The sequence below is a fragment of the Brevibacterium sediminis genome, from assembly GCF_024895295.1.
GTDB lineage: Bacteria > Actinomycetota > Actinomycetes > Actinomycetales > Brevibacteriaceae > Brevibacterium > Brevibacterium sediminis.
In genome coordinates this window covers 629,224-652,719 of sequence record NZ_JAHQRN010000002.1, presented here as the reverse complement: position 1 = coordinate 652,719, position 23,496 = coordinate 629,224, and the positions used below count along the sequence as shown (strand labels likewise).

The 23,496-nt window shown below is 63.0% G+C and carries 25 protein-coding genes; 12 read left to right on the top strand and 13 right to left on the bottom strand.

The genetic code is table 11. From position 1 onward, the window contains the following. Positions 1–318: 318 nt before the first annotated feature. Positions 319–993, bottom strand: coding sequence for an SOS response-associated peptidase (locus KTJ89_RS07375; RefSeq protein WP_374990257.1), 675 nt, complete (start codon positions 991–993; stop codon positions 319–321). A gap of 52 nt (positions 994–1,045) precedes the next feature. Here KTJ89_RS07375 and KTJ89_RS07370 point away from each other — a divergent pair, with 52 nt between their 5' ends. The 5 genes from KTJ89_RS07370 (at position 1,046) to KTJ89_RS07350 (ending at position 5,833) form a co-directional block, all read left to right on the top strand. Continuing rightward, positions 1,046–1,561, top strand: a complete 516-nt coding sequence (locus KTJ89_RS07370; RefSeq protein WP_259357217.1) for a MarR family winged helix-turn-helix transcriptional regulator — start codon at positions 1,046–1,048, stop codon at positions 1,559–1,561. Positions 1,562–1,695: 134 nt separating this feature from the next. Next, positions 1,696–2,862 carry an acyl-CoA dehydrogenase family protein gene (locus KTJ89_RS07365; protein WP_139468529.1) on the top strand — a complete coding sequence of 389 codons (1,167 nt, stop codon included), beginning with the start codon at positions 1,696–1,698 and terminating at the stop codon, positions 2,860–2,862. 1 nt (position 2,863) lies between these two features. Continuing rightward, positions 2,864–3,919, top strand: a complete 1,056-nt coding sequence (locus KTJ89_RS07360; protein WP_259357216.1) for an enoyl-CoA hydratase/isomerase family protein — start codon at positions 2,864–2,866, stop codon at positions 3,917–3,919. Further along, positions 3,916–4,692: an enoyl-CoA hydratase gene (locus KTJ89_RS07355; RefSeq protein WP_139468531.1), complete on the top strand. Its 777-nt coding sequence runs from the start codon at positions 3,916–3,918 to the stop codon at positions 4,690–4,692. Before KTJ89_RS07360 ends, KTJ89_RS07355 begins: the two co-directional genes overlap by 4 nt. Positions 4,693–4,861: 169 nt before the next feature. Beyond that, positions 4,862–5,833 (top strand): NAD(P)H-dependent flavin oxidoreductase, encoded by a 972-nt coding sequence (locus KTJ89_RS07350; RefSeq protein WP_229664274.1) that lies wholly within the window; start codon positions 4,862–4,864, stop codon positions 5,831–5,833. A gap of 109 nt (positions 5,834–5,942) precedes the next feature. Here the strand turns inward: KTJ89_RS07350 and KTJ89_RS07345 are convergent, their stop codons facing one another. Together KTJ89_RS07345 and trpS are read right to left on the bottom strand one after the other, a co-directional pair. After that, positions 5,943–6,992: an App1 family protein phosphatidate phosphatase gene (locus KTJ89_RS07345; protein ID WP_139468533.1), complete on the bottom strand. Its 1,050-nt coding sequence runs from the start codon at positions 6,990–6,992 to the stop codon at positions 5,943–5,945. Positions 6,993–6,994: 2 nt separating this feature from the next. After that, the gene (trpS, locus tag KTJ89_RS07340; RefSeq protein WP_139468534.1) at positions 6,995–7,993 is read right to left on the bottom strand and encodes a tryptophan--tRNA ligase; all 999 of its coding nucleotides are present in this window, start codon (positions 7,991–7,993) and stop codon (positions 6,995–6,997) included. 243 nt (positions 7,994–8,236) lie between these two features. On the opposite strand from trpS, the gene KTJ89_RS07335 reads away from it, so the two are divergent. Both KTJ89_RS07335 and KTJ89_RS07330 read left to right on the top strand, forming a co-directional pair. Next, positions 8,237–10,459 carry a carbon starvation CstA family protein gene (locus tag KTJ89_RS07335; RefSeq protein WP_259357215.1) on the top strand — a complete coding sequence of 741 codons (2,223 nt, stop codon included), beginning with the start codon at positions 8,237–8,239 and terminating at the stop codon, positions 10,457–10,459. After that, positions 10,456–10,692 (top strand): CstA-like transporter-associated (seleno)protein, encoded by a 237-nt coding sequence (locus tag KTJ89_RS07330; RefSeq protein WP_181271771.1) that lies wholly within the window; start codon positions 10,456–10,458, stop codon positions 10,690–10,692. The genes KTJ89_RS07335 and KTJ89_RS07330 overlap by 4 nt, the downstream gene beginning before the upstream one ends. A gap of 110 nt (positions 10,693–10,802) precedes the next feature. Here KTJ89_RS07330 and KTJ89_RS07325 read toward each other — a convergent pair whose 3' ends face one another. After that, entirely contained in the window at positions 10,803–11,618 is an 816-nt protein-coding gene (locus KTJ89_RS07325; protein WP_139907308.1) for an exodeoxyribonuclease III, read from the bottom strand. Positions 11,619–11,704: 86 nt separating this feature from the next. On the opposite strand from KTJ89_RS07325, the gene KTJ89_RS07320 reads away from it, so the two are divergent. Beyond that, on the top strand, positions 11,705–12,193 hold the full coding sequence (locus KTJ89_RS07320) for a GNAT family N-acetyltransferase (RefSeq protein WP_139468538.1): 489 nt from the start codon (positions 11,705–11,707) through the stop codon (positions 12,191–12,193). Positions 12,194–12,286: 93 nt separating this feature from the next. On the opposite strand, the gene KTJ89_RS07315 is transcribed toward KTJ89_RS07320, so the two are convergent. Then, positions 12,287–13,168 (bottom strand): bifunctional methylenetetrahydrofolate dehydrogenase/methenyltetrahydrofolate cyclohydrolase, encoded by an 882-nt coding sequence (locus KTJ89_RS07315; RefSeq protein ID WP_139468539.1) that lies wholly within the window; start codon positions 13,166–13,168, stop codon positions 12,287–12,289. Next, positions 13,168–14,442: a serine hydroxymethyltransferase gene (glyA, locus tag KTJ89_RS07310; RefSeq protein WP_139468540.1), complete on the bottom strand. Its 1,275-nt coding sequence runs from the start codon at positions 14,440–14,442 to the stop codon at positions 13,168–13,170. Before glyA ends, KTJ89_RS07315 begins: the two co-directional genes overlap by 1 nt. 168 nt (positions 14,443–14,610) lie before the next feature. On the opposite strand from glyA, the gene purU reads away from it, so the two are divergent. Then, positions 14,611–15,462: a formyltetrahydrofolate deformylase gene (purU, locus tag KTJ89_RS07305; RefSeq protein WP_259357214.1), complete on the top strand. Its 852-nt coding sequence runs from the start codon at positions 14,611–14,613 to the stop codon at positions 15,460–15,462. Positions 15,463–15,581: 119 nt separating this feature from the next. Further along, positions 15,582–17,102, top strand: coding sequence for a sodium/proline symporter PutP (gene putP / locus KTJ89_RS07300; protein ID WP_139907306.1), 1,521 nt, complete (start codon positions 15,582–15,584; stop codon positions 17,100–17,102). 465 nt (positions 17,103–17,567) lie between these two features. Here putP and rplQ read toward each other — a convergent pair whose 3' ends face one another. The 6 genes from rplQ to infA form a co-directional block, all read right to left on the bottom strand. Next, positions 17,568–18,116: a 50S ribosomal protein L17 gene (gene rplQ / locus KTJ89_RS07295; protein ID WP_139468543.1), complete on the bottom strand. Its 549-nt coding sequence runs from the start codon at positions 18,114–18,116 to the stop codon at positions 17,568–17,570. Between the two features lie 23 nt (positions 18,117–18,139). Further along, complete coding sequence (locus KTJ89_RS07290) at positions 18,140–19,138, bottom strand: DNA-directed RNA polymerase subunit alpha (RefSeq protein ID WP_025777903.1); 999 nt, start codon at positions 19,136–19,138, stop codon at positions 18,140–18,142. A 153-nt stretch (positions 19,139–19,291) separates the two neighbouring features. Next, positions 19,292–19,696 (bottom strand): 30S ribosomal protein S11, encoded by a 405-nt coding sequence (gene rpsK / locus KTJ89_RS07285; protein ID WP_025777904.1) that lies wholly within the window; start codon positions 19,694–19,696, stop codon positions 19,292–19,294. A 51-nt stretch (positions 19,697–19,747) separates the two neighbouring features. Further along, the gene (gene rpsM, locus KTJ89_RS07280) at positions 19,748–20,116 is read right to left on the bottom strand and encodes a 30S ribosomal protein S13 (RefSeq protein WP_025777905.1); all 369 of its coding nucleotides are present in this window, start codon (positions 20,114–20,116) and stop codon (positions 19,748–19,750) included. A gap of 212 nt (positions 20,117–20,328) precedes the next feature. Continuing rightward, positions 20,329–20,442 (bottom strand): 50S ribosomal protein L36, encoded by a 114-nt coding sequence (gene rpmJ / locus KTJ89_RS07275; protein ID WP_009884960.1) that lies wholly within the window; start codon positions 20,440–20,442, stop codon positions 20,329–20,331. 58 nt (positions 20,443–20,500) lie between these two features. Beyond that, on the bottom strand, positions 20,501–20,722 hold the full coding sequence (infA, locus tag KTJ89_RS07270; protein WP_009379245.1) for a translation initiation factor IF-1: 222 nt from the start codon (positions 20,720–20,722) through the stop codon (positions 20,501–20,503). Positions 20,723–21,089: 367 nt separating this feature from the next. Here infA and KTJ89_RS07265 point away from each other — a divergent pair, with 367 nt between their 5' ends. Further along, the gene (locus KTJ89_RS07265; protein WP_259357213.1) at positions 21,090–22,235 is read left to right on the top strand and encodes a MalY/PatB family protein; all 1,146 of its coding nucleotides are present in this window, start codon (positions 21,090–21,092) and stop codon (positions 22,233–22,235) included. A 58-nt stretch (positions 22,236–22,293) separates the two neighbouring features. Here the strand turns inward: KTJ89_RS07265 and KTJ89_RS07260 are convergent, their stop codons facing one another. Next, complete coding sequence (locus KTJ89_RS07260; protein WP_259357212.1) at positions 22,294–23,178, bottom strand: PaaX family transcriptional regulator; 885 nt, start codon at positions 23,176–23,178, stop codon at positions 22,294–22,296. A 78-nt stretch (positions 23,179–23,256) separates the two neighbouring features. Between KTJ89_RS07260 and KTJ89_RS07255 the strand changes: the two genes are divergently transcribed. Then, complete coding sequence (locus tag KTJ89_RS07255; RefSeq protein ID WP_139468546.1) at positions 23,257–23,496, top strand: hypothetical protein; 240 nt, start codon at positions 23,257–23,259, stop codon at positions 23,494–23,496.

Sequence of the window (23,496 nt, the reverse complement as noted above, 5' to 3'; positions counted from 1 at the left end):
TCACCACCACCCGAAAACCGAGCGTGTTCACTGGGGGTATCAGTTTCAGTTTGCACTTTTCGTCTTGCGACTCGCCGTGCCAGCGGATGTCTACTCTACATGGTTGTTCTGATCCGCGCAACTCGAAGTTCATCTTCGGTTTGCCCGTATCGTTCCCGATCAGAGCGACTGTTGCCGTTCCTTGCGGCCTGGCAACCTGGACAACAATACACACATCTTCGCCCACCTGCAAAACCGCTCCGCACGCGCCCACTCCCCCACTCCGAAAGACCCCGAGATCTCGGGCGAACGTCTCCGCCGCACAGCGTTAAGAGAGACCTACGCCACGGGTTCGGCGAGTTCGGGAGAATCGTTGCGGACGTTTCCGACCGCTTTGCCGACCTTGTGCCGAGTGACGCTGGCGGGATCAACCTGATCATGTGTCGCCGCCAACAGGTCCGGCACATCATTCGTCAGGACTCCAGGGTCGATCCAGTCACTGATCTGGTCGCGCCCGAGGAACACGGGCATCCGATGGTGGACTTCGCTGAGGTGCCCCGCGGACTCCATCGTCAGGATCGTCGTGGAGACCAACCAGGTCTCATCCGGCTGTTTCCAGAACTCGAAGAGTCCCGCCATGAAGAGGGGGTCCTCGCCGGCAGCGGTCATCATCCATGGCTGCTTGCCGTCTTCAGTGTTCTCCCATTCGTAATAGCCCGGAATCGGCAGAACACAGCGACGACGTCGGATGGCCTGTCGGAACATCGGCTTCTCGAGCACTGTCTCGGAACGGGCATTGAATGCCTTGAAGCCGATTTTGGGATCTTTCGCCCACGCCGGCACCAGCCCCCAGGACGCGGTTTCGAGTCGGCGATGTAGCTGACCATCCTCGTCGAGTCGTTCGACGACGATCGGCACGAATGACCCCGGGGGGACATTGAAGCGCGGCGCGTAGTCATAGGAGACGACATCCAACCGCAGCTCATCAGCGAGATCCGCCGGATCGAGAGACATATTGAGTCGACCGCACATGCGCCCATCTTCTCACTTCACTACACTGTCGACAATGGCGGCAGAAAAGAATACAAGTACGGGGTTCGACCCGATCGAAGAGTCCCGTCGACAATGGCTGGCCCACGGATGGGACGATGCAGCCGATGGAATGACGACAGTGATCTCAGTGATGAGGATCCACCAGCTGTTCCTGGCCCGAGTCGATGCCGCCCTCAAGCCCTTCGCGCTGACGTTCTCGCGCTATGAGGTGCTCACTCTCCTATCCTTCACACGAGCCGGGACCCTGCCGATGTCGAAGATCTCCGCTCGACTGCAGGTGCATGCGACCTCGACGACGAACTCTGTCGACCGCCTCGAGAAGGCCGGCCTCGTCGCCAGACGCAGCCACCCCGATGATCGCCGGACGACGCTCGTCGACCTCACTGATGCCGGTCGCGAGCTCGCCGCACAAGCAACGAAGGCGCTCAACGCCGAGGTCTTCTCCTCCCCCGATTTCTCCGGTATCGACCTCGACTCTCTGCTCCCCCATCTCGAAACACTGCGCTCGGGACTCGAAGCCGGCGCCTGAGCCGACCGAAGCCGGCCGCCGAACGGACCATCGGTCATCGGGGCCGCCTCGGCGAGAAATTAGTTGGATGTCCAAGTAATATGGACGTATCGTGGTGTCGATCACCGAATAAGCGTCCGATTCTTGGAGGAATCATGTCCCGCAGTACAGCCGCTGCCCTACCTTTCGGTCTCACCGACGAACAGCAGACCGTCGCCGGGATGGTGCGTGAGTTCGCCGATACCGAAGTCGCCCCACACGCCCTCCAATGGGATGCCGAACACTTCTTCCCCGTCGACGTCATCAGGAAGTCTGCCGAACTCGGAATGGGCGGCATCTACGTCAGCGAGGAGTCCGGCGGAACCGGAATGGGCCGGATGGACGCAGCGCTGATCTTCGAAGCGATGTCGACCGGATGCCCCTCCGTCGCCGCCTATATCTCCATCCACAACATGGTCGCGTGGATGATCGACAAGTTCGGCAACGACGAGCAGAAGACGACGTACCTCGAGAAGCTCGTCTCCATGGAGCACCTCGGCAGCTACTGCCTGACCGAGCCCAATGCCGGCTCCGATGCGGCCGCCCTGCGCACCTCCGCCCGTGAGGACGGCGACCACTATGTGCTCAACGGAGTCAAGCAGTTCATCTCCGGCGCCGGCACCTCGGATACCTACCTCGTCATGGCCCGCACAGGCCAGGACGGAGCGCGTGGAATCTCCGCCTTCATCCTCGAGAAGGGTATGGAGGGTCTGAGCTTCGGCCCCAATGAGCAGAAGATGGGCTGGCGCGCACAGCCGACCCGACAGGTGATCATGGAGAACGTGCGGGTTCCGAAGGAGAACATGCTCGGCGCGCCCGGCCAAGGCTTCAAGATCGCGATGTCCGGACTCGACGGCGGACGTCTCAACATCGGCGCCTGCTCGCTCGGCGGCGGTCAGGCCGCGCTCGAGAAGGCCATCGCCTATATGGGTGAGCGCCAGGCCTTCGGCACCGAGCTCTCCGGATTCCAGGCTCTGCGCTTCGAGGTCGCGCAGATGCAGGCCGACCTCGAGGGTGCTCGCTCCCTGCTGTGGCGGGCCGCAGGAGCCTATGACGCAGGCGATCCGAACACCTCTCTGCTCTCGGCCATGGCCAAGCTCAAGGCCACCGACACCGGTTTCGATGTCGCGAACAGGGCACTCCAGTTGCACGGCGGCTACGGCTATCTGACAGAGTATGGAATTGAGAAGCTGGTGCGTGACCTGCGAGTCCACCAGATTCTGGAAGGCACCAACGAAATCATGCGCGTGATCATCTCGCGCAAGAGCACAGGAGTGGGCTGATATGACAGAACCTTCGGCAGAGCAGGCGGACGCCTCCGTCATCACCTCGGTAAACAACGGGGTCGGCCGAATCGAACTCAACCGACCGAAGCTGATCAATGCGCTCAGCCAGGACATGGTGGGTGCCATCGATGACGCCCTCAACGCATGGCGCGACGACGAAGCGGTCAACCTCGTCCTCGTCACCGGTCGCGGGGAACGCGGTCTGTGTGCGGGCGGCGACATCAAGGCCGTGTACAACGACATCGTGGCCGGCAGCGATGAGAACGCGAGATTCTGGAACCGCGAATACAAGATGAACTTCGCAATCTCTGAGTTCCCCAAGCCCTACGTCGTCATCATGAACGGCATCACGATGGGCGGCGGAGTCGGCATCTCCGGACACGGATCGCACCGCATCGTCACCGATTCGACGAAGGTCGGAATGCCGGAGACCGGAATCGGGCTCTTCCCAGACGTCGGCGGCACCCACCTGCTGGCCAACGCCCCCGGAGAGCTCGGCACCCACCTTGCGCTGACCGGGCAGCCCGTCGGGGCCGGCGCTGCGATCGCACTGGGCCTCGCCGACTACTTCGTCCCTGACGCGCAGATCCCCGATCTCATCGCCGAGCTGACCGATGGCGAGGACCTCGACGCGGTCATCGGCCGATATTCAACCGATGTTCCGGACAACGAACTCGCCGAGGCGGCCGACTGGATCAACGCCTGCTACGCCGGCGACGACGCCGAAGCCATCGTCGCGGCTCTCGCCGCGCACGAGAACCCCGATGCCCAGGCCACCGCTGAGCTCATCGGCACGAAGGCCCCCACCTCGGTGAAGGTGACCCTGGCTGCGGTCAGGAACGCCGCATCGATGAACCTGGCCGACGTCCTCGAACAGGACTACCGGGTCGCCGTCACGCTCACCGGCCTGCCGGACCTCAAGGAGGGTATCCGCGCGCAGGTCATCGATAAGGACCGCAACCCGCAGTGGAGTCCCGCCTCGCTGGCCGAGGTCTCCGACGAACAGGTCCAGTCCATCCTCACCACCGACCACGAAGACAAGGTGTTCTCATGAGCGAATTCGAAACCATCCTGACCGACGTCGCCGACGGCGTCGCCACCATCACGATCAACCGACCGAAAGCGCTCAACGCGCTCAATCTGCAGGTGCTCACCGACATCACAGATGCCGCGACGGCCTACGACGCAGACGATTCGATCAAAGCGATCATCATCACCGGCAGCGAGAAGGCCTTCGCCGCCGGCGCAGATATCAAGGAGATGTCGAGCCTCGACTTCTCGACCGCATACAAAGCTGACTGGTTCGCCGGTTGGACCCGGCTGACCGATGTGCGCAAGCCCGTCATCACCGCCGTCGGGGGCTACGCCCTGGGCGGCGGCTGCGAACTGGCGATGATGGGCGATATCCTCATCGCGTCGACGAAGGCGAAGTTCGGACAGCCCGAGATCAACCTCGGCGTGCTCCCGGGCATGGGCGGATCGCAGCGACTGACCCGCGCCATCGGCAAGGCCAAGGCCATGGACATGTGCCTCACCGGCAGGATGATGGGCGCCGAGGAGGCCGAACGTTCCGGACTCGTCGCTCGCATCGTCGAACCCGAAGCGCTCCTGGACACGGCGAACGAGATCGCGCAGACGATCGCGTCGAAGTCCCGCATCGCCTCGGCGATGGTCAAGGAAGCGGTGAACACCGCATTCGAGACGACCCTGGAGCAGGGACTGCGCTACGAGCGCCGACTCTTCCATTCGTCCCTGGCAACGAATGATCAGTCCGAGGGCATGGCCGCCTTCGTCGAGAAGCGGGACCCGAACTTCACGGATTCCTGATCCAGCTTCTTATCACTGCCGAAGGCGCAGACTCCTCAGAGAGTCTGCGCCTTCGTCGTCTGATCAGCCGAAATGCGGGCCAGGAGACGAAAGAGACTGTGTTCCGTATCGCATTTAACAATCGTTCAGTTAGAGTGAGTGTATGCATTCATCTTCGCAAGGAGGCACCGTGACAAGCTTCACCGATCTGCGCTCCCAACTCCGTCTGCCCGTCGTCGGCTCCCCTATGTTCATCGCCTCGGGCCCCGAATTGGTCAAGGCCCAGTGCCAGGCCGGAATCGTCGGATCCTTCCCATCGCTGAACGCCCGTCCCGCCTCGCAGCTGACCGACTGGCTCGATGAGATCTCCGAGTCGAACGCCGCCCACACTGCGGCGAATCCGCAGCAGCCCGCCGCTCCGTTCGCAGTCAACCTCATCGTCCACCGGTCGAACAATCGCCTCGAGGAGGACCTCGCCGAGGTGGTCCGCCACCAAGTGCCGATCGTCATCACCTCGCTCGGTGCCCGTGAGGAGGTCAACGAAGCCGTCCACTCCTACGGCGGTGTCGTCCTCCACGACGTCATCAACAACCGCTTCGCCAACAAGGCCGTCGAGAAGGGCGCCGACGGCGTCATCGCCGTGGCCGCCGGTGCCGGCGGGCACGCCGGGGCGCAGTCGCCATTCGCCCTGGTTCAGGAGATCCGCTCCTGGTTCGATGGCCCCCTGCTGCTGTCGGGCGCCATCGCCCACGGCCGTTCGATCCTTGCGGCTCTGGCCGCCGGTGCCGACTTCGCCTACATCGGCTCGGCCTTTCTGTCCACGCCCGAGGCGAATGTTGTCGACGACTACCGGACGATGATCGTCGAATCCGGCGCCGACGACGTCGTGTACTCGAACTACTTCACCGGTGTGAAGGGCAACTACCTGCGCGGATCCATCGTCGCCTCGGGCCTCGACCCGGACAATCTGCCCGACGCCGATCCCACGAAGATGGACTTCAGCTCGTCTTCGGGTTCGGACTCGAAGGCCTGGAAGGACATCTGGGGCTCGGGACAGGGCATCGGTGCGCTCGGCCAGCAGCGGACGACCGCAGAGCTCGTCGAGACATTCGCTGCTCAGTTCGACGAGGCGAAGCAGCAGCTGCAGGCGCAGCTGGGCTGATCCGACCGAGCGCCTCAAAGACCACCTCAGCACCAATTGCTACCTGACGGCGGCCCAGCAACCTCGCGCGAGGTTGCTGGGCCGCCGTCAGGTAGCGGTGAGGTTCCGTTCAGATCGTCGAGATGATTCCTCGTTCCGTCAGACGAGAGGCCAGACCGGCACCGTCAGGGGCGTAGATCCACGGCACGCCTTGGCCGCGACCGTGGCGCTTCGACCGTCCACCGGCCCACACGGCCTCACCGACGGTGAGCTGTCGGATTGCCACGGCGGCGACATTCTTCGGATGATTCTCGACGAACTCCCCGTAGATCTCCTCGTCGTTCTGCCCGTCGTCACCGATGAGCAGCCACTTCATCCACGGGAACTCCCTGGCCAGACGTTCCAGCGAATTGCGTTTGTGCTCCTTGCCTGACCGGAACACCCGAGTCGTCGTCGGACCCCAGTCGGTGAGCAGCAGCGGGCCCATCGGATAGAGGTTGCGGGACAGGAAGCGCTTGAGCGTCAAGGCAGAGTTCCACGCCCCCGTCGACAGATAGACCATCGGAGTGTCCGGGCGCATGAAGGTGATCCGGTCATAGAGCACGGCCATTCCCGCCACCGGGGACCTCGCATGCTCGCTGAGGACGAAGGTGTTCCACGCGGCGAGGAAGGGACGCGGCAGCGAAGTGACCATGACCGTATCGTCGATATCGGAGATGATGCCGAAGGTCGAGTCCTCGCCGATGATGCGCACAGCGGCAGAGTCGACGAGCGAGCCGTCGGTCCACAGTTCGATCTCCGTCTCCCCCGGCTCGAAGTCTCCGGGGATCACGGTGTCGATGATTCCTCCGCGATCGGAGGTGACCATATGCTCTTCGTCGTTCACGCGCACCCATGCGGTGTCATTGGGCAGAGGCACACTGACGAAGGACTTCCACCCGCGGATGCTCGCGTGGACATCGGCGGCCGGCTGACCGTTCGGGGTGAGCACCAGGCGTCCGAGCACCCGCACCCAACCGGTCCCGCCGTAGGTGTCGTAGGCGATGACGGTGCGATGATAGGCGTGGTCTGTGGCCCGATTCTGGATCCAGCCGTTGAACCGGTCCTCCACCCGCGCAGCAGTGTGGAGCATATCCGGTGTGAGGTTGAGCGGCCCCTCTTCGGGTTTCTTCTTCGCCACGATCAGATGAAGCCGATCTTGTCATAGACCTCGCGCAGGGTCGCCTCGGCGATGGCGCTGGCCTTCTCCGCCCCGCGATCGAGGATCGCCTGCAGCTGGGTCCGGTCCTCGAGGAGCTCCAGTGTCCGCTCCCGCACCGGTGTCAGGGTCTCCACAGCCACCTCGGCGAGGTCGACCTTGAGGTGACCGTACATCTTCCCTTCGTACTCGGCGACGATTTCGTCGACCGAACGTGAGGTCAGGGAGGAATAGATCGTCAGCAGATTCGACACTCCCGGCTTGTTCTCCGGGTCGAAGGCGATCTCGGTTCCGTCGTCGGTCACGGCGGACTTGATCTTCTTCGTCAGGGCCTTCGCATCGTCGAGGATGTCGATGCGTCCCTGCGGGCTGGGCTGGGACTTCGACATCTTCGCGCCCGGATTCTGCAGGTCATAGATCTTCGCGGTCGCCTTGAGGATCTGCGCCTCGGGGACGGTGAAGGTCTTGCCGAACCGATAGTTGAAGCGTTCGGCGAGGTTGCGGGTCAGCTCGAGGTGCTGGCGCTGGTCCTCACCGACGGGAACGAGCTGCGGGTTGTACAGGAGGATGTCGGCGGCCATCAGCGCCGGGTAGGTGAGCAGCCCCAGGGACACATGCTCCTGCTTCGCGGACTTGTCCTTGAACTGGGTCATCCGGCTGGCCTCACCCATCGAGGTGGTGCATTCGAGGACCCAGGACAGCTGCGGATGGGCGGGCACCTGGGACTGGACGAAGATCGTCGACTTCTCCGGATCGAGACCGGCGGCGATGAACTGCGCGGCCGTGCGCAGGGTGCGTTCCCGCAGTTCGGCCGGGTCCTGCTCGACGGTGATCGCGTGCATGTTCGCGATGAAGTAGAAGGCATCGTGCGACTCCTGGTGAGTCACGAACTGCTGCAGGGCTCCGATGTAGTTGCCGAGATGAAGGGAATCGGAGGTGGCTTGGATACCTGAGACAGTGCGTGGCTGTGAAGAGTTCGTCATAGTCCTATGATGCCATCTCCCCTGTCGGGTCTGTTCAGGCGTCCGGTCTGGTGTCGGAGATCACGCTCGGCCGCGGACCAGCGGTATAGTTCGTACCAGATCACATGATTCGCCAAGGTGTCTCCCAGTTCTCGAACATCTGTCGAGCAGCGGCCAGCGAAGGTCTGATCATGCTGAGAACTCAACAATCCCGACGCGTCATCTCCTACGGACCTGATGCGTCGTCTCTCAAGGAGGAGGACTATGTCGGTCGAATACATCAAGACCGAGGGCGACCTTCCGCCGGTCGCCGTGGTCGAGAAGCCACGCTGGACACCGGCGAAGATCGTGCTGTGGGTGGCCATCGCCCTCATCGCCGGCGCGGGCTGGTCGATGATCGCGTTCGTGCGCGGTGAAGAGCTGTCGGCCAGCTGGTTCGTCGCCGCAGCCGTCGGCAGCTACCTCATCGGCTTCCGCTTCTACGCGAAGCTCATCGAATGGAAGATCTGCCGCCCGAACCCGAAGCGAGCCACCCCGGCAGAACTCAACGACAACGGCCGCGATTTCGCGCCGACCGACCGCCGGGTCCTGTTCGGCCATCACTTCGCCGCGATCTCCGGTGCCGGCCCCCTCGTGGGACCGATCCTCGCAGCCCAGATGGGCTACCTGCCCGGAACCCTGTGGATCGTCTTCGGCGTCGTGCTCGCCGGCGGTGTCCAGGACTATATGGTGCTGTTCTTCTCCATGCGCCGCAACGGCCGATCGCTGGGACAGATGACTCGCGATGAGCTCGGTCGAACGGGCGGAATCATCGCCTCCATCGGCATCATCCTCATCATGGTCATCCTCATCGCGGTCCTCGGCGTCGTCATCATCAACGCGCTGGCCGAAAGTCCCTGGGGCGTCTTCTCCATTGCGATGACCATCCCGATCGCTGTGTTCATGGGCATCTACATGCGCTACCTGCGCCCCGGCAAGGTCGTCGAGACCTCGGTCATCGGCATCGTGCTGCTCGTCATCGCGATCATCGCCGGCGGTTGGGTCCACAACTCGCCGTTCTGGTCCGAGATCTTCCACCTCGACAAGGTGACTCTGGCCTGGTGCCTGATGATCTACGGATTCCTCGCCGCCGTGCTTCCGGTGTGGGTGCTGCTGGCACCGCGCGACTACCTGTCGACATTCATGAAGATCGGCACCATCGTGCTGCTGGCTGTGGGCATCCTCATCGTCAACCCGACCGTGCAGATGCCTGCGCTGACCGAATTCGCGTTCAACTCGGCCGGTCCGGCGTTCGCCGGCGCCCTGTTCCCGTTCCTGTTCATCACCATCGCCTGTGGAGCTTTGTCGGGCTTCCACGCTCTCATCTCCTCAGGCACGACTCCGAAGCTCATCGAGAAGGAGACGCAGGCTCGCCTCATCGGCTACGGCGGCATGCTCATGGAGTCCTTCGTCGCCATCATGGCGCTGGTCGCCGCGATCTGCCTCGACAAGGGCCTCTACTTCGCGATGAATGCCGCCGAACCGCTCACCGGCGGAACAGTGCAGGGCGCAGCGGACTTCATCAACAACTCCTTGGGCATGTCCGGGGTCGAGACGAGCCCGGAGATCCTCGATCAGGCGGCCAAGGACGTCGGTGAGGAGAGCATCGTCTCTCGCACCGGCGGCGCCCCGACGCTGGCGATGGGAATGGCGCACATCCTCCACAACGTCTTCGGCGGGCCCGCCTGGATGTCTTTCTGGTACCACTTCGCCGTGATGTTCGAGGCCCTGTTCATCCTCACCACGATCGATGCGGGTACCCGCGTGGCCCGTTTCATGCTCTCGGATGCGCTCGGCAACTTCTCGAAGAAGTTCCGGGACCCCTCGTGGACTCCAGGTGCGTGGCTGACGACGGCCATCATGGTGGCCGCCTGGGGATCGATCCTGCTTATGGGAGTCACCGACCCCCTCGGCGGAATCAATACGCTGTTCCCGCTCTTCGGCATCTCGAACCAGCTGTTGGCCGCGATTGCCCTGGCCGTCGTCTTCGCCATCGTGTGCAAGATGGGTCTGGCCAAGTGGGCGTGGATCCCCGGCATCCCGCTGGTCTGGGATCTGGTGGTCACGATGGTCGCCTCGTGGCAGAAGATCTTCTCCTCCGACCCGAAGCTCGGCTACTGGGCTCAGCACTTCGCATACAAGGACGCGCTGGCCGCCGGAGAGACCTCGATGGGCAATACCGAGGGCGTCGCGGCGATGAGCGCAGTCGTGCGCAACACATTCGTCCAGGGCACCCTGTCGATCGTCTTCGCACTTCTTGTCGCGATGGTCGTCGTCATGGCAGTCTGGAAGTCCATCGAGGCCATCAAGAAGGGGTCCCTGCCGACGACGGAGGAGCCCTTCGTCGAGACGAAGATGTTCGCTCCGGCCGGTCTCATCGCTCGCAAGCCCGAGCGCGAGCTGCAGGCGCAGTGGGACGAACACGCAGCAGGAAGGCAGAAGGAATGAGCACCGCACATCCGCTCGCCCGCATCGCCAGCGATCCGTGGGGATCCCTGCGCCGAGGCGGGGCCTGGCTCCACTGGTACCTCAAGGAGATCATGGGCGAGAACGCCTATATCCACTACCTCGAATCCTACGAGCGCCGACACGGCACCCGTGAGGGTGCGATGGAGGAGAAGGCCTTCTGGCGAGATCTCACCGATGAGCAGGACCGCAATCCCAAGGCCCGCTGCTGTTGAGATTCTGAAGCTGCCTGCGTCTCTGAACGCAGAGACGCCAGACGAAGAGCCCGGGGCTCAGGACGAAATGTCCTGAGCCCCGGGCTCTTCGTCTGTCGTTCGGTCTGCGGTCAGGCCTGGACGGACGGGAGGTCGTAGTCGATGACCAGCGGAGCGTGGTCCGACCAGCGTTCGGCCCAGCTGTCGGCTTTGTCCACGGTGGCCTTGACCGCGGTTTCGGCCAGGGCCGGAGTGGCCATCTGATAGTCGATGCGCCATCCTGTGTCGTTGTCGAAGGCCTGACCGCGCATCGACCACCAGGTGTAGGGTCCGTCGATGTCGCCGCTGAGTTCGCGGTGGACGTCAACATAGCCGATCTCACCGAAGAACTTGTCGAAGTAGGCTCGTTCCTCCGGGAGGAATCCGGACTTCTTCCGGTTGGCTTTCCAGTTCTTCAGGTCGCGTTCGGTGTGGCAGACGTTGAGGTCGCCGGTGATGAGCACATGGTCGGCGGTCTTCGCCAGCTGCGGCATCCGTTCGATCATGCGGTCGAGGAACCGGTACTTGTCGTCCTGTTTGGGGGTGTCGGCCTCACCGGAATGGACGTACGCGGACACAAGGGTCAGAAGCGATCCGTCGCCGAGGCGGAAGTCCGTCTCCACCCAGCGTCCGGCCCGGTCGAAGTAACCGTCGTCGCCGAGTCCTTCGCGCACCGCCTCGGGTTCGGTGCGGGCCATCACGGCGACGCCGGCGCGGCCCTTCGCCTCGGCATCATGGCTGATCGTGGTGTATCCGGTGTCGGCAAGGACACCGTGCGCGATATCGTTCGCGGCGCGCACTTCTTGGAGGGTGATGAAGTCCGGTTTCGCTGCATCGACCCAGGTGGGCATCCCCTTTCGCCATGCTGCGCGGACTCCGTTGACGTTGACTGAAGCAATCCGAATCATGTGATCTATGATGACATGGAGCGCACTATTCTTCCGGGACGGGGCGTTATAGAGTGAGGGTAAGTACGAACACATCAGGAGGCGCAATGGCCGTTGACGAAACTATCGACACCGAGCAGCTGAGCATCAGTCCGCTCGATGAGGTCGACGCCCGCGAGATGCGCGAATTCCTGCTCGACGCCCAAGCCAACTTCTGGGGAGACCGCGATCTCAGCGGTGACCATGATGCCTACTGGTTCCGTCAGTTCGTCACCTCGGGGCTCGTCGCCCGCTACCGTTCGGAGATCGTCGGATACCTGCTCGGCGTCATTCCCCATGATGGTCCTGCCTACATCCACCTGGTGGCAGCGCGGTCGGATTTCCGTCACCAGGGAATCGGCCGTCATCTCTACCAGCACTTCATCGACCATTCCCGTCAGCTCGGTGCCTCCTCGGTTCAGGCGACGACGATGCCGGAGTCCTCGGGTGCGATCTCGTTCCACTCGTCCATGGGCTTCAGCGGAGAGCTCATCGAGGACTATGCCGGCCCGGGCAACCCGCGCGTCTTCTTCGAGCTCAAGTTCCCCGAGGACTGAGCACCCGGCACCGCCCACCCTCCCAGAACTACCTGACGGCGGCCCAGCAACCTCGCGCGAGGTTGCTGGGCCGCCGTCAGGTAGTAATAGGGGTCAGTTGGCTGAGCGTTGGGCGGTGTCGACGACATTCTTCAGCAGCAGGGCTCGAGTCATCGGCCCGACGCCTCCGGGGTTCGGTGAGACCCAGGACGCCACCTCGGCGACCGCCGGATCCACGTCTCCGACGATCTTCGACTTCCCCGTCTCCGGGTCCGTCTCACGCGAGACTCCCACGTCGAGGACGATCGCTCCGGGTTTGACCGCCTCCGCCTTCACGATGCGAGCCGCCCCGGCGGCCGCGACGATGACATCGGCCTGAGCCAACAGCTCATCAAGATTGCGCGTACCGGTGTGCGTCAGAGTCACGGTCGCATTGTGCTCACGCCGAGTCAGCAGTGCACCGATGGACCGGCCCACGGTGACCCCGCGACCGATGACCACGACATGCTTGCCGGCCAGATCGATGCCGTTGCGGGTGATCAGCTCGATGACACCGCGCGGAGTGCACGGCAGCGGAGTGGTGATCTCCGAGTTCACGTTGAGCACGAGTCGACCGAGGTTGGTCGGATGCAGGCCGTCGGCGTCCTTAGCCGGATCGATGGCTTCGAGGATCGTGTCCGTGTCGATATGGTCCGGCAGCGGAAGCTGCACGATGTAGCCGGTGCAGGCGTCATCGTTGTTGAGCTCGTCGATGACCGCCAGCAGCTCTTCCTGGCTTACCGACTCGGGCAAGTCGCGGCGGATCGAACTGATTCCGACCTCGGCACAGTCACGGTGCTTGCCCGCGACGTACCACTTCGAACCGGGGTCCTCCCCCACCAGCACTGTGCCGAGGCCCGGAACGATTCCGGATTCTGCCAGGGTCGCCACCGCCTCCGTGAGTTCGGCCTTGATCTGCTTCGCGCAGGCTCTGCCGTCGAGGATCTGTGCACCCATCAGTACTGCTCCAGTCCTTCGTAGAGGGGGAAGTCGTCGCTCAGTTTCTTCACGCGTGAGGCGAGTGCCTCGACGTCGGCACCGGGCTTGAGCGCCTCGGCGATGACGTCAGCGACCTCGGTGAATTCGTTGTCGCCGAATCCGCGGGTGGCCAGTGCCGGGGTGCCGATGCGCAGCCCCGAGGTGACCATCGGCGGACGCGGGTCGAAGGGCACGGCATTGCGGTTGACGGTGATGCCGACCGAGTGCAGAAGATCTTCGGCCTGCTGTCCGTCGAGGGCGGAGTTTCGCAGGTCGACGAGCACGAGGTGGACATCGGTGCCGCCGGTGAGCACGGTGGCTCCGGCGTCAGCGACGTCGGAGGCCAGCAGGCGCTCAGCCAGGATCTGAGCACCGCGCACGGTGCGTTCCTGACGTTCCTTGAACTCGGCAGAGGCCGCGAGCTTGAACGCCACGGCTTTCGCGGCGATGACATGCATGAGCGGTCCACCCTGCTGTCCCGGGAACACGGCGGAGTTGAGCTTCTTCGCGTACTCCTCCTTGCCGAGGATGAAACCGGACCGGGGCCCGCCGATGGTCTTGTGCACCGTCGAGGACACGACATCGGCGAACGGCACCGGGTTCGGGTGCAGACCGGCGGCGACGAGTCCGGCGAAGTGGGCCATATCGACCCACAGCTTCGCACCGACTTCGTCGGCGATATCGCGGAAGGCCTGGAAGTCCAGCTGACGAGGGTAGGCCGACCAGCCGGCGACGATGACCTCGGGGCGGTGTTCGAGAGCCTTCTCGCGCACCTTGTCCATATCGATGCGGTAGGTATCGGGGTCGACCTCGTAGGAGGCGACATCGTAGAGGCGTCCGGAGAAGTTGATCTTCATACCGTGGGTGAGGTGCCCGCCATGGGCCAGGGACAGCCCGAGCATCTTGTCACCCTGACGGGCCAGAGCGTGCATGACAGCGGCGTTGGCCGAGGCACCGGAATGGGGCTGGACGTTCGCGTAGTCGGCGCCGAAGAGGCTCTTGGCGCGGTCGATGGCGAGGTTCTCCGCGACGTCGACGTATTCGCAGCCGCCGTAGTAGCGCTTGCCGGGATACCCCTCGGCGTACTTGTTCGTCAGCACCGACCCCTGTGCTTCCAGCACGGCGCGCGGGACGAAATTCTCCGAGGCGATCATCTCGAGCGTCGACCGCTGGCGGCCCAGCTCGAGGTCGAGGACTTCGGCAATCTGCGGGTCGATGTCGGCAAGCGAAGCCTGCATCGAGTTTTCGGTCATGAGTACTCTCCTGTGGCATCCGATGATGGGAGCGAGGCAGCGCGCAAACCGCGGCCGTCACCCGGCACCATGCTAACAGCGACGCCGCCTGCTTCCGGGGCCGCGACCGCCATCCGGATGCCGACTCGGAGTGGGCGTTGAGCGCAGCCACCGATTAGGATCGAGTCCATGAGCTGCGAATGGATCCTGAGAGTCACCTGCCCCGATTCGACCGGCATCGTCCACGCCGTGACCGGGGTGCTCGCGGGCCTGGGCGGCAACATCACCGAATCCCAGCAGTTCTCCTCCCCCGATTCTCGTCAGTTCTTCCTGCGCCTGCAGTTCTCGACGCCTGCAGAGACCACGGCCCAGACCGTGGAAGAGGCACTCGCCGAGGTGGCTCCCCGGTTCGCGATGACTGTGAGCCTGCAACCGGTGGAGAAGAAGACCCGCACCCTGATCATGGTGTCCAAGGCCGCGCACTGCCTCAACACTCTGCTGTTCCGGCATTCGGCCGGTCAGCTGCCCATCGACATCGTCGGCGTCGCCGGCAACCATGCCGATCTGCGTCCGCTCGCCGAATTCCACGGCCACGATTTCCACCATATTCCGATCACCCGGGAGACGAAGGCCGACGCCGAGGCGAGGCTCTCGACTCTCGTCGATGACCTCGAGGTCGAACTCATCGTCTTGGCCCGATACATGCAGATCCTCTCCCCCGACCTCTGCGCCCGCCTCGAGGGCCGGGTCATCAATATCCACCATTCGTTCCTGCCGAGCTTCAAGGGCGCGAGGCCCTACCATCAGGCGCATGCCCGAGGCGTGAAGATCATCGGCGCGACTGCCCACTACGTCACCAGTGACCTCGACGAGGGGCCGATCATCGAACAGGATGTGGCCCGCGTCGATCACAATCAGGCGATCGCCGATTTCGTCCGGCACGGTCAGGACGTCGAAGCGGCCGTGCTCGCTCGGGCCGTCGCTTGGCATGCCGAAGGCCGCGTGCTCATGGACGGCCATCGCACCGTCGTCTTCGACTGAGCCTGCCGCTCCAGCAGTGTCGCTGTGTACTCTCGCAACAAGGAGGTGCACAGGAAATTCACACCTGCGACCTCTTGTCCTGTAAGGTCGGCTCGGCCTATCGAAGGAGCTGAGCTCAAATGTCGGAAACCACTTTCCGCACGATCGCGATCGTCCTCTACTTCATCGGCATGCTGGCCATCGGCTGGTTTGCCTACCGCAAGACGAAGAACAACCTCGACGACTACATGCTCGCGGGACGTGGACTGCGACCCAGCGTTGCCGCGCTGAGCGCCGGCGCCTCCGATATGTCGGGGTGGCTGCTCATGGGTCTGCCCGGCGCCATCTACGTCTCCGGGCTCATCGAAGCCTGGATCGCTATCGGCCTGACCGTCGGCGCCTGGGTCAACTGGAAGATCGTCGCGCCTCGGCTGCGTGCGTTCACGGAGAAGGCCGGCGACTCGATCACGATCCCCAGCTTCTTCGAACAGCGGCTCAAAGACCGGACACGACTGCTGCGCATCGTCTGCGGCATCATCATTCTGGTCTTCTTCACCTTCTACGTCTCGTCGGGCATGGTGGCGGCCGGCAAATTCTTCGAGTCGAGCTTCGGACTCAACTACCTCGGTGGAATGCTCCTCGTCGCCGCGATCACGATGATCTACACCCTCTTCGGCGGATTCCTCGGCGCGACTCTCACGGATGTCGCCCAGGGTCTGCTGATGTTCGCTGCTCTGGTGGCTGTGCCGATCGTCGCCGTCATCAACGCCGGCGGGCCGACGACGGTAGTCAACAACGTCACCGAAATCGATCCCGGTCTGCTCAGCCTCTTCGGCTCAGACGAATTCTGGACCTTCGCGACGATCGCGTCGATCGTGTCCGCCCTGGCCTGGGGACTGGGCTACTTCGGCCAGCCGCACATCATCGTGCGCTTCATGGCCCTGCGCACTCCCGCCGACGCCACCGTCGCTCGGCGCATCGGCGTCGGCTGGATGGCGATCTCGGCGCTCGGTGCCGTCGCCACCGCCATCGTCGGCATCTCCTACTTCTCTCAGCACGCGGATATGGAACCCGCAGACGCCGAAACCGTCTTCCTCGACCTCGCGCAGATCCTCTTCCACCCGTTCATCGCCGGCCTCGTCTTGGCTGCGGTACTGGCAGCCATCATGTCGACGATCTCCTCGCAGCTCGTCGTCACGTCGTCAGCGCTCATCGAGGATCTGTTCAAGATCGTCGCCCTGCGCACCGGATCCACGAGAACGCTGCAGGACAAGACCTACGTACTGCTCGGCCGCCTCGGCGTGCTCGTCGTCGCCGTCATCGCGGTCGTCCTCGCGATCTCACCATCGAACAGCATCCTCGACCTCGTCGCCTTCGCGTGGGCAGGCTTCGGCGCCTCCTTCGGGCCGATCGTCCTGCTCACTCTGTTCTGGAAGCGTCTGAGCAACTGGGGAGCCCTGTTCGGTCTGCTCTCCGGCGCGGTCGTGGCCTTCGTCTGGGGCCAGGTGAGCACACCGATGACGGATGCGGTCTACGAGATCATTCCCGGCTTCATCGTCAACCTCATCGTCGCCGTCGTCGTCAGTCGCTTCACCTACAAGCACGATGAGGCCTCTGACATCGAGTTCGACGAATCCGTGGAACTCTCCCGCGTGAAGTGAGAACAGACTCGTGAAGTGAGAGTCGACGCGAACTGAATGAAGGCCGGGGCACGATCGTGCCCCGGCCTTCGTCATATCGAGCCGTCAGTATGACCCATGGCTTGCCCACCGTCCGTGCACTGAACGGATCGCGGTACGTCTGCAGACGCCTGCCCGATCACACGCGGCGCCAGTCACTCATGCGGTGACATCACATTGCGTTGAGAACCTCAGGTTGCGTACCGGAGTAATCGCTCTTCGTTCCAATCATCTGATTCGAAACCGATGATTGGAACGAAGAGCAATCATTCACGCCGAGGTGGTCGGACAGGTGCGTGAAAACTGACCCCACCGAGGCGGCCTGCACGTCCTCGTCGATCCTCGCGCCAGCGGTGAATACACTTCAGGCGGGCACCTGTGACGGTGCCCGCCTGAAGTGTGTGACTCACGGCTGCGGAGATCCGAGCCGTGAGTCGGTCGAGGAGCTTACTTCTCCTCGGCAGCCTCGGAGGACTCTTCAGCGGTCTCGGCGTCAGCCTCGGCTGACTCTGCCTCGACTGCGGCGTCTTCGGCCGGAGCCTCGTCGACGACCTCAGCCTCAGCCGGTGCCTCTTCTGCCGGAGCGGCAGCGGCGGTGGCCTGTTCGGCTTCCTTCACGGTTGCCTGCTTCGGCGAGTAGGGCTCGAGGACCAGTTCGATGACGGCCATCGGGGCGTTGTCGCCGGGACGGGGGCCGATCTTGGTGATACGGGTGTATCCACCGGGACGCTCGGCCATCGTTTCGGCGATCGAGGTGAAGAGCTCGTGCACGATCGACTTGTCGGAGATCTGGCCGAGCACGCGACGACGTGCGGCCAGGTCACCCTTCTTGGCGTTCGTGATCATGCGCTCGGCAACCGGACGCAGGCGCTTGGCCTTCGTCACAGTCGTCTTGATCTGCTTGTGCTCGAACAGCTGGGCTGCCAGGTTGTTGAGCATCATGCGCTCGTGTGTGGGCGAACCGCCGAGGCGGGGACCCTTGGTTGGGGTTGGCATTGTCAGTTACTCCTAGGTCTTAATCAGTACTGTTCGTCTTCGACGTAGGACTGGTCCTCATCAACGAGACCGGCTTCGAACCCGGCAGGACTGTCCTTGAGGCTCAGGCCGAGCTCGTTGAGCTTCGCCTTGACCTCGTCGATCGACTTCGAACCAAAGTTGCGGATATCCATCAGGTCGGCTTCGCTGCGAGCAACGAGTTCGCCGACGGTGTGGATGCCTTCGCGCTTGAGGCAGTTGTAGGAGCGCACGGTCAGGTCGAGATCTTCGATCGCCAGCGCCAGGTCGGCGGCGAGTGCCGCGTCCACAGGCGAGGGTCCGATCTCGATACCTTCAGCTTCGACGTTGAGCTCTCGAGCCAGGCCGAAGAGTTCGACCAGGGTCTTGCCCGCAGATGCGATGGCATCGCGCGGGGTCATCGAGGGCTTGGTTTCGACGTCGAGGACCAGACGATCGAAGTCGGTGCGCTGTTCGACACGCGTGGCTTCGACCTTGTAGGTGACCTTGAGAACCGGGGAGTAGATCGAATCGACCGGAATCCGGCCGATCTCTGCATCCGCGTTCTTGTTCTGAGCGCTCGAAACGTATCCGCGTCCACGTTCGATGGTCAGTTCCATGTCCAGACGACCCTCACCATTCAGTGTGGCGATGTGCAGGTCCGGATTGTGGATCTCGACCCCGGCAGGAGCAGAGACATCGGCAGCGGTCACGGTGCCAGGTCCCTGCTTGCGCAGGTAGGCGACGACCGGTTCGTCGAATTCGGACGATACGACCAGGGACTTCAGGTTGAGGATGAATTCTGTGACATCCTCTTTGACTCCCGGCACGGTGCTGAACTCGTGGAGCACTCCGTCGATCCGGATGGACGTGACGGCGGCACCAGGGATCGAGGACAGCAGGGTCCGGCGAAGCGAGTTGCCGAGGGTGTAGCCGAATCCGGGCTCGAGCGGTTCGATGGCGAACCGTGAGCGGTTATCGGAGACGACTTCTTCCGTGAGCGTTGGGCGCTGTGCAATGAGCACGTGGGCTTCCTTTCAGCGAACATCCGCTATATGACGTTCGCACTGCACGTCATGGCCTTAAAGGCCATGAAGAACGGTTCGGGTTATCTGGGAATCCGTTCTGCGACCGATGTCGGGATCTCACCCGTCATCCGTTGCAGTTCCACGGAAGGATCAGCCGCGGCGGCGCTTGGGGGGACGGCAGCCGTTGAACGGAACGGGAGTGACATCCTGGATGGTTCCCAGTTCCAGGCCGGCGGCCTGCAGCGAACGGATGGCGGTCTCGCGGCCCGAGCCCGGTCCCTTGACGAACACGTCGACCTTCTTCAGGCCGTGTTCCTGCGCCCGGCGAGCAGCCGATTCAGCAGCCATCTGAGCGGCGTACGGGGTCGACTTGCGCGAACCCTTGAAGCCGATCTCACCTGAGGAGGCCCAGGAGATGACAGCACCGGTCGGATCAGTGATCGACACGATGGTGTTGTTGAAGGTTGATTTGATGTGGGCCTGGCCGGCAACGATATTCTTCTTCAGCTTGCGGCGAGGCTTGCGCACTGTAGCGGCGCGTGACTTGGGAGGCATATGTCCTACTCCTGATCGAGGTGGTTGGCCTCAGCCAACCGAGTGAGCGTGTTACTTCTTCTTACCGGCCACGGTGCGCTTCGGTCCCTTGCGGGTACGCGCGTTCGTCTTGGTCCGCTGACCGCGAACCGGCAGACCGCGGCGGTGACGCAGGCCTTCATAGCTTCCGATTTCGACCTTGCGGCGGATATCGGCGGCCACCTCACGACGGAGGTCACCCTCAACCTGGAATGTGCCCTCGATGTAGTCACGCAGCTGGACGAGCTCTGCGTCGCTCAAGTCCTTCACACGGGTATCAGGGCTGATTCCCGTTTCGGTCAGGGTCTGGCGCGCACGGGTGCGGCCCACACCATAGATGTAAGTCAAGGCGACTTCCACGCGCTTTTCACGCGGGATGTCGACTCCGGCAAGTCGTGCCATGGGTACTGTCTCCTGTTGTTGTTTCGGAGGTGCTGATGCAAACCTGTCCTTGGTCTCCCAAGGTCTCCGGCCCCCGACCGGAGGTATCGTCCTGTGTCAGTTCCCCGGAAGCTCTCACTTCTCATGGCTCCGAACGCAGATGGCGAGGTTTGCGCGGGTGTGGTGCTGCTGAGGCTCCGCTGTGGAGCCTCGATCTGCTCGAAACGAGCTGCTCAGCCCTGGCGCTGCTTGTGGCGCGGGTTGGAGCAGATGACGATGACCCGGCCGTGACGGCGGGTAATCTGGCAGTTCTCGCAGATCTTCTTGACGCTGGGCTTAACCTTCATCGTTTTTCCTTCTTTCGGTCCCTGCCCGGCCGGACAGGACGCGAATGATCGAAGATCCTTACTTGTAGCGGTAAACGATTCGTCCGCGCGAGAGATCGTATGGAGACAGCTCCACAATGACCCGGTCCTCGGGAAGGATGCGGATATAGTGCTGACGCATCTTTCCGGAGATATGTGCGAGCACCTTGTGCCCGTTGCTCAGCTCAACCCGAAACGATGCGTTCGGCAGAGCCTCGACAACGGTGCCTTCGATCTCAATGACCCCTTCTTTTTTGGCCATATCGTTCGCTAACCTCGTATTCCCGCGAAACCTTCGCGTTCGACGTAATCGTGTATCACCGACTCAATGCCGGTGACCCCTCGGTCTGCAGTCCTCGTCACCACATAAAAGAAGTGGATGGCAGAAGCCGCCCACATCTGAAAAAGGGTGAGTTGAATGAGAACAGACCAATCATCAACCCTACACTACGGAGAAAGAATCTTCCACACGGTGTTCGCTTCTGAGCGTGAAGTCCCTTACAATCCCATCTTCGCCGAGGCGGCGCACCGTTCCCATGTCCCCTGACGACGAATGGACCGCACCTCGGCCGCCCCGACTGCTAGCGTGAGAACCGCACCCGACGCAGTCCCCGAAGAGGAGTACAGAGATGTCCGATTTCGATGCCATCACCGAGGAGTCCCTTGTCGCGAAGGGCGGCCGCAAGTGGTCGTCCTTCCCCGGCTCCATCGGCGCCTTCATCGCCGAGATGGACTTCGGGGTGGCTCCCGCGGTGCGGCAGTCGCTGCAGACCATCGACGATCGTGACCTCTACGGCTATGCTCCCGCCGACCTGACCGCTGACTTGAGAACATCGACCTCGCGTTTCTGCTCCGAGCACTACGGGTGGCGGATCCCCGTCGGTCACATCGAACCGGCCAGTGATGTGCTGGCCGCGTTCCTCGGCGTCCTCACCCACCTCACCCCACCGGACACTCCGATCGTGCTGCCGACACCGGCTTATATGCCGTTCTTCGATGTCGCGCGAGTGACCGGCCGCGAGCTCATCGAAGTCCCGATGCTGCGATCGGAGTCCGGCTGGTCATTCGACCTCGATGCCATCGCCTCTGCCCTCACTCCCGGAGCCACGTTCGTCCTGTGCAATCCGCACAACCCGATCGGCAAGGTCTGCACCGAGGCCGAACTGCTGGCCCTCGCCGACGTCGTGGAGAAGGCCGGTGCCCGGGTGTTCTCCGATGAGATCCATGCACCGGTCGTCTACGCCCCCGCGCGGCACATTCCCTATGCCACTCTCACCGAGGCCACCGCCGCCCACACCGCTACCGCGACAGCCGCGTCGAAGGCCTTCAACATCCCCGGCCTCAAATGTGCCCAGCTCATCCTCACCTCCCCCAGCGACCGTGAGGTCTGGGCGAAAAGGGGACAGTTCGTCTCCGGAGCCGCGTCGAACCCGGGGATACTCGCCACCACCGCCGCGTACACGCGTGGGAATGACTGGCTGAGCGAAGTCACCGGCTACCTCAAAGGCAACCGCGACCACTTCACCGATCTCGTCGGGTCACTGCTGCCGGGTGCCGCCTACATCGAGCCGGAAGGCACCTATCTGGCCTGGCTGGATCTGCGCGGCTATGGACTGGAGTCGAACCTGTCCGATCACATCCGATCCCGCGCCGAGGTGGCCGTGACCGAGGGCCGACTCTGCGGACAGGTCGGGGCCGGACATATCCGCTTCAACTTCGCACTCCCCCGACCCTTGCTCACCGAGGCGGCCAAGAGGATCGCCCGGATACTCTGACCACCATGCCCTGGGCCCTCTGACCGACATGTCCGATGGCCTCCACACCCGACACTGATCAGTCTTCGGGCAGCCATTCGATGAGTTCGAAGGATGAGCTTGCTCCCGCGCACTCGCGGATCAGCTGATCGAAGCGCAGATAGTATTCGAGATTGCACTGTCGCATCAGCGCACGGAACCGCACGGCCGGCTGAGTCCCGTCGACGAGAGTTTCCGGCAGCAGCGGGTGGGTCATCACCGCACGGGCGACGTCGTAGTACACATCGAAGAAGCTTCCCAGGCTCAGCCCTGCGCAACCCGTGCCGGGTGCCGAACCCCCCGAACTCAATGCGTTCATGCGCTCTTCCAGAGGCGGCAGCTGGGCGAGAGCGGCGTCGAGTTCGAATGCCCGAGTCGTCATCCTGCGTGCCGCCGCGAGGGAGTCGGGGGTCAGCACTCCGGCCTCTGACCAGCCGGGAACAGGGATGTGGGGCAGTCTCTTCGAGAGCAGTCTGGACTGGTCTGCGAAGCCGATGAGGATTCCCGGTCTCAGCTGTCTGTATCCCAAGCTCCGCGCAATGTACTGCAGTCGGTCGCGCAGTCCGCGTTCAGCTTCCGGAACCGAATACACGATGGTGTGGAAGCGCCCCGCATAGTCGGGGAAGACGTGATCGCCTGCGATGTCACCGAAATCTGAGAGGATGTGTTCGCTCAGACGGTAGATGGAGACCCGCCCGATTCGTTCGCTGCTGATGATGCCTCGTTGGACCATTCGTACAAGCTGATTGTGAACGCTCGAGGAGGAATACCCGTGTTCACGCAGCACGCTGACGATGACGGGTCCCGGCAGTCCACTGGCTTGCAGGCACCCGAAAACGGAGACCACGTCGAAGGCGATCCGCGTCATCCGATACCGATCGCCCACATCTGTCCGACGTTTCGGGACATTGTGGACACTCGTCATGGCCGGATTCTACCGTGAAGACACAAGGATCGGTGCCGACAGGACCGAGATCGCAGCCAAGCGACGAGGAGCCACGACATGGATGACGAGAAGCACACACTGGATCAGCGCGCCTACCAGACGGCCCGCACCTCCGGACTGCTGGCGGGAGCGATCACGGCTTTCATCGCCTTCTGCGCATTCCAGATCTTCGGATTCACCATCGCCGAGACGGCCACGTGGATGTTCGCACTCGCACTGATGGCGGCGTCCGGAACCTTCGCCGCAGTCTACTTCGTCGGCAGGTCTGCCCTGAGAAAGCAGATGCCGGCCGCCTGA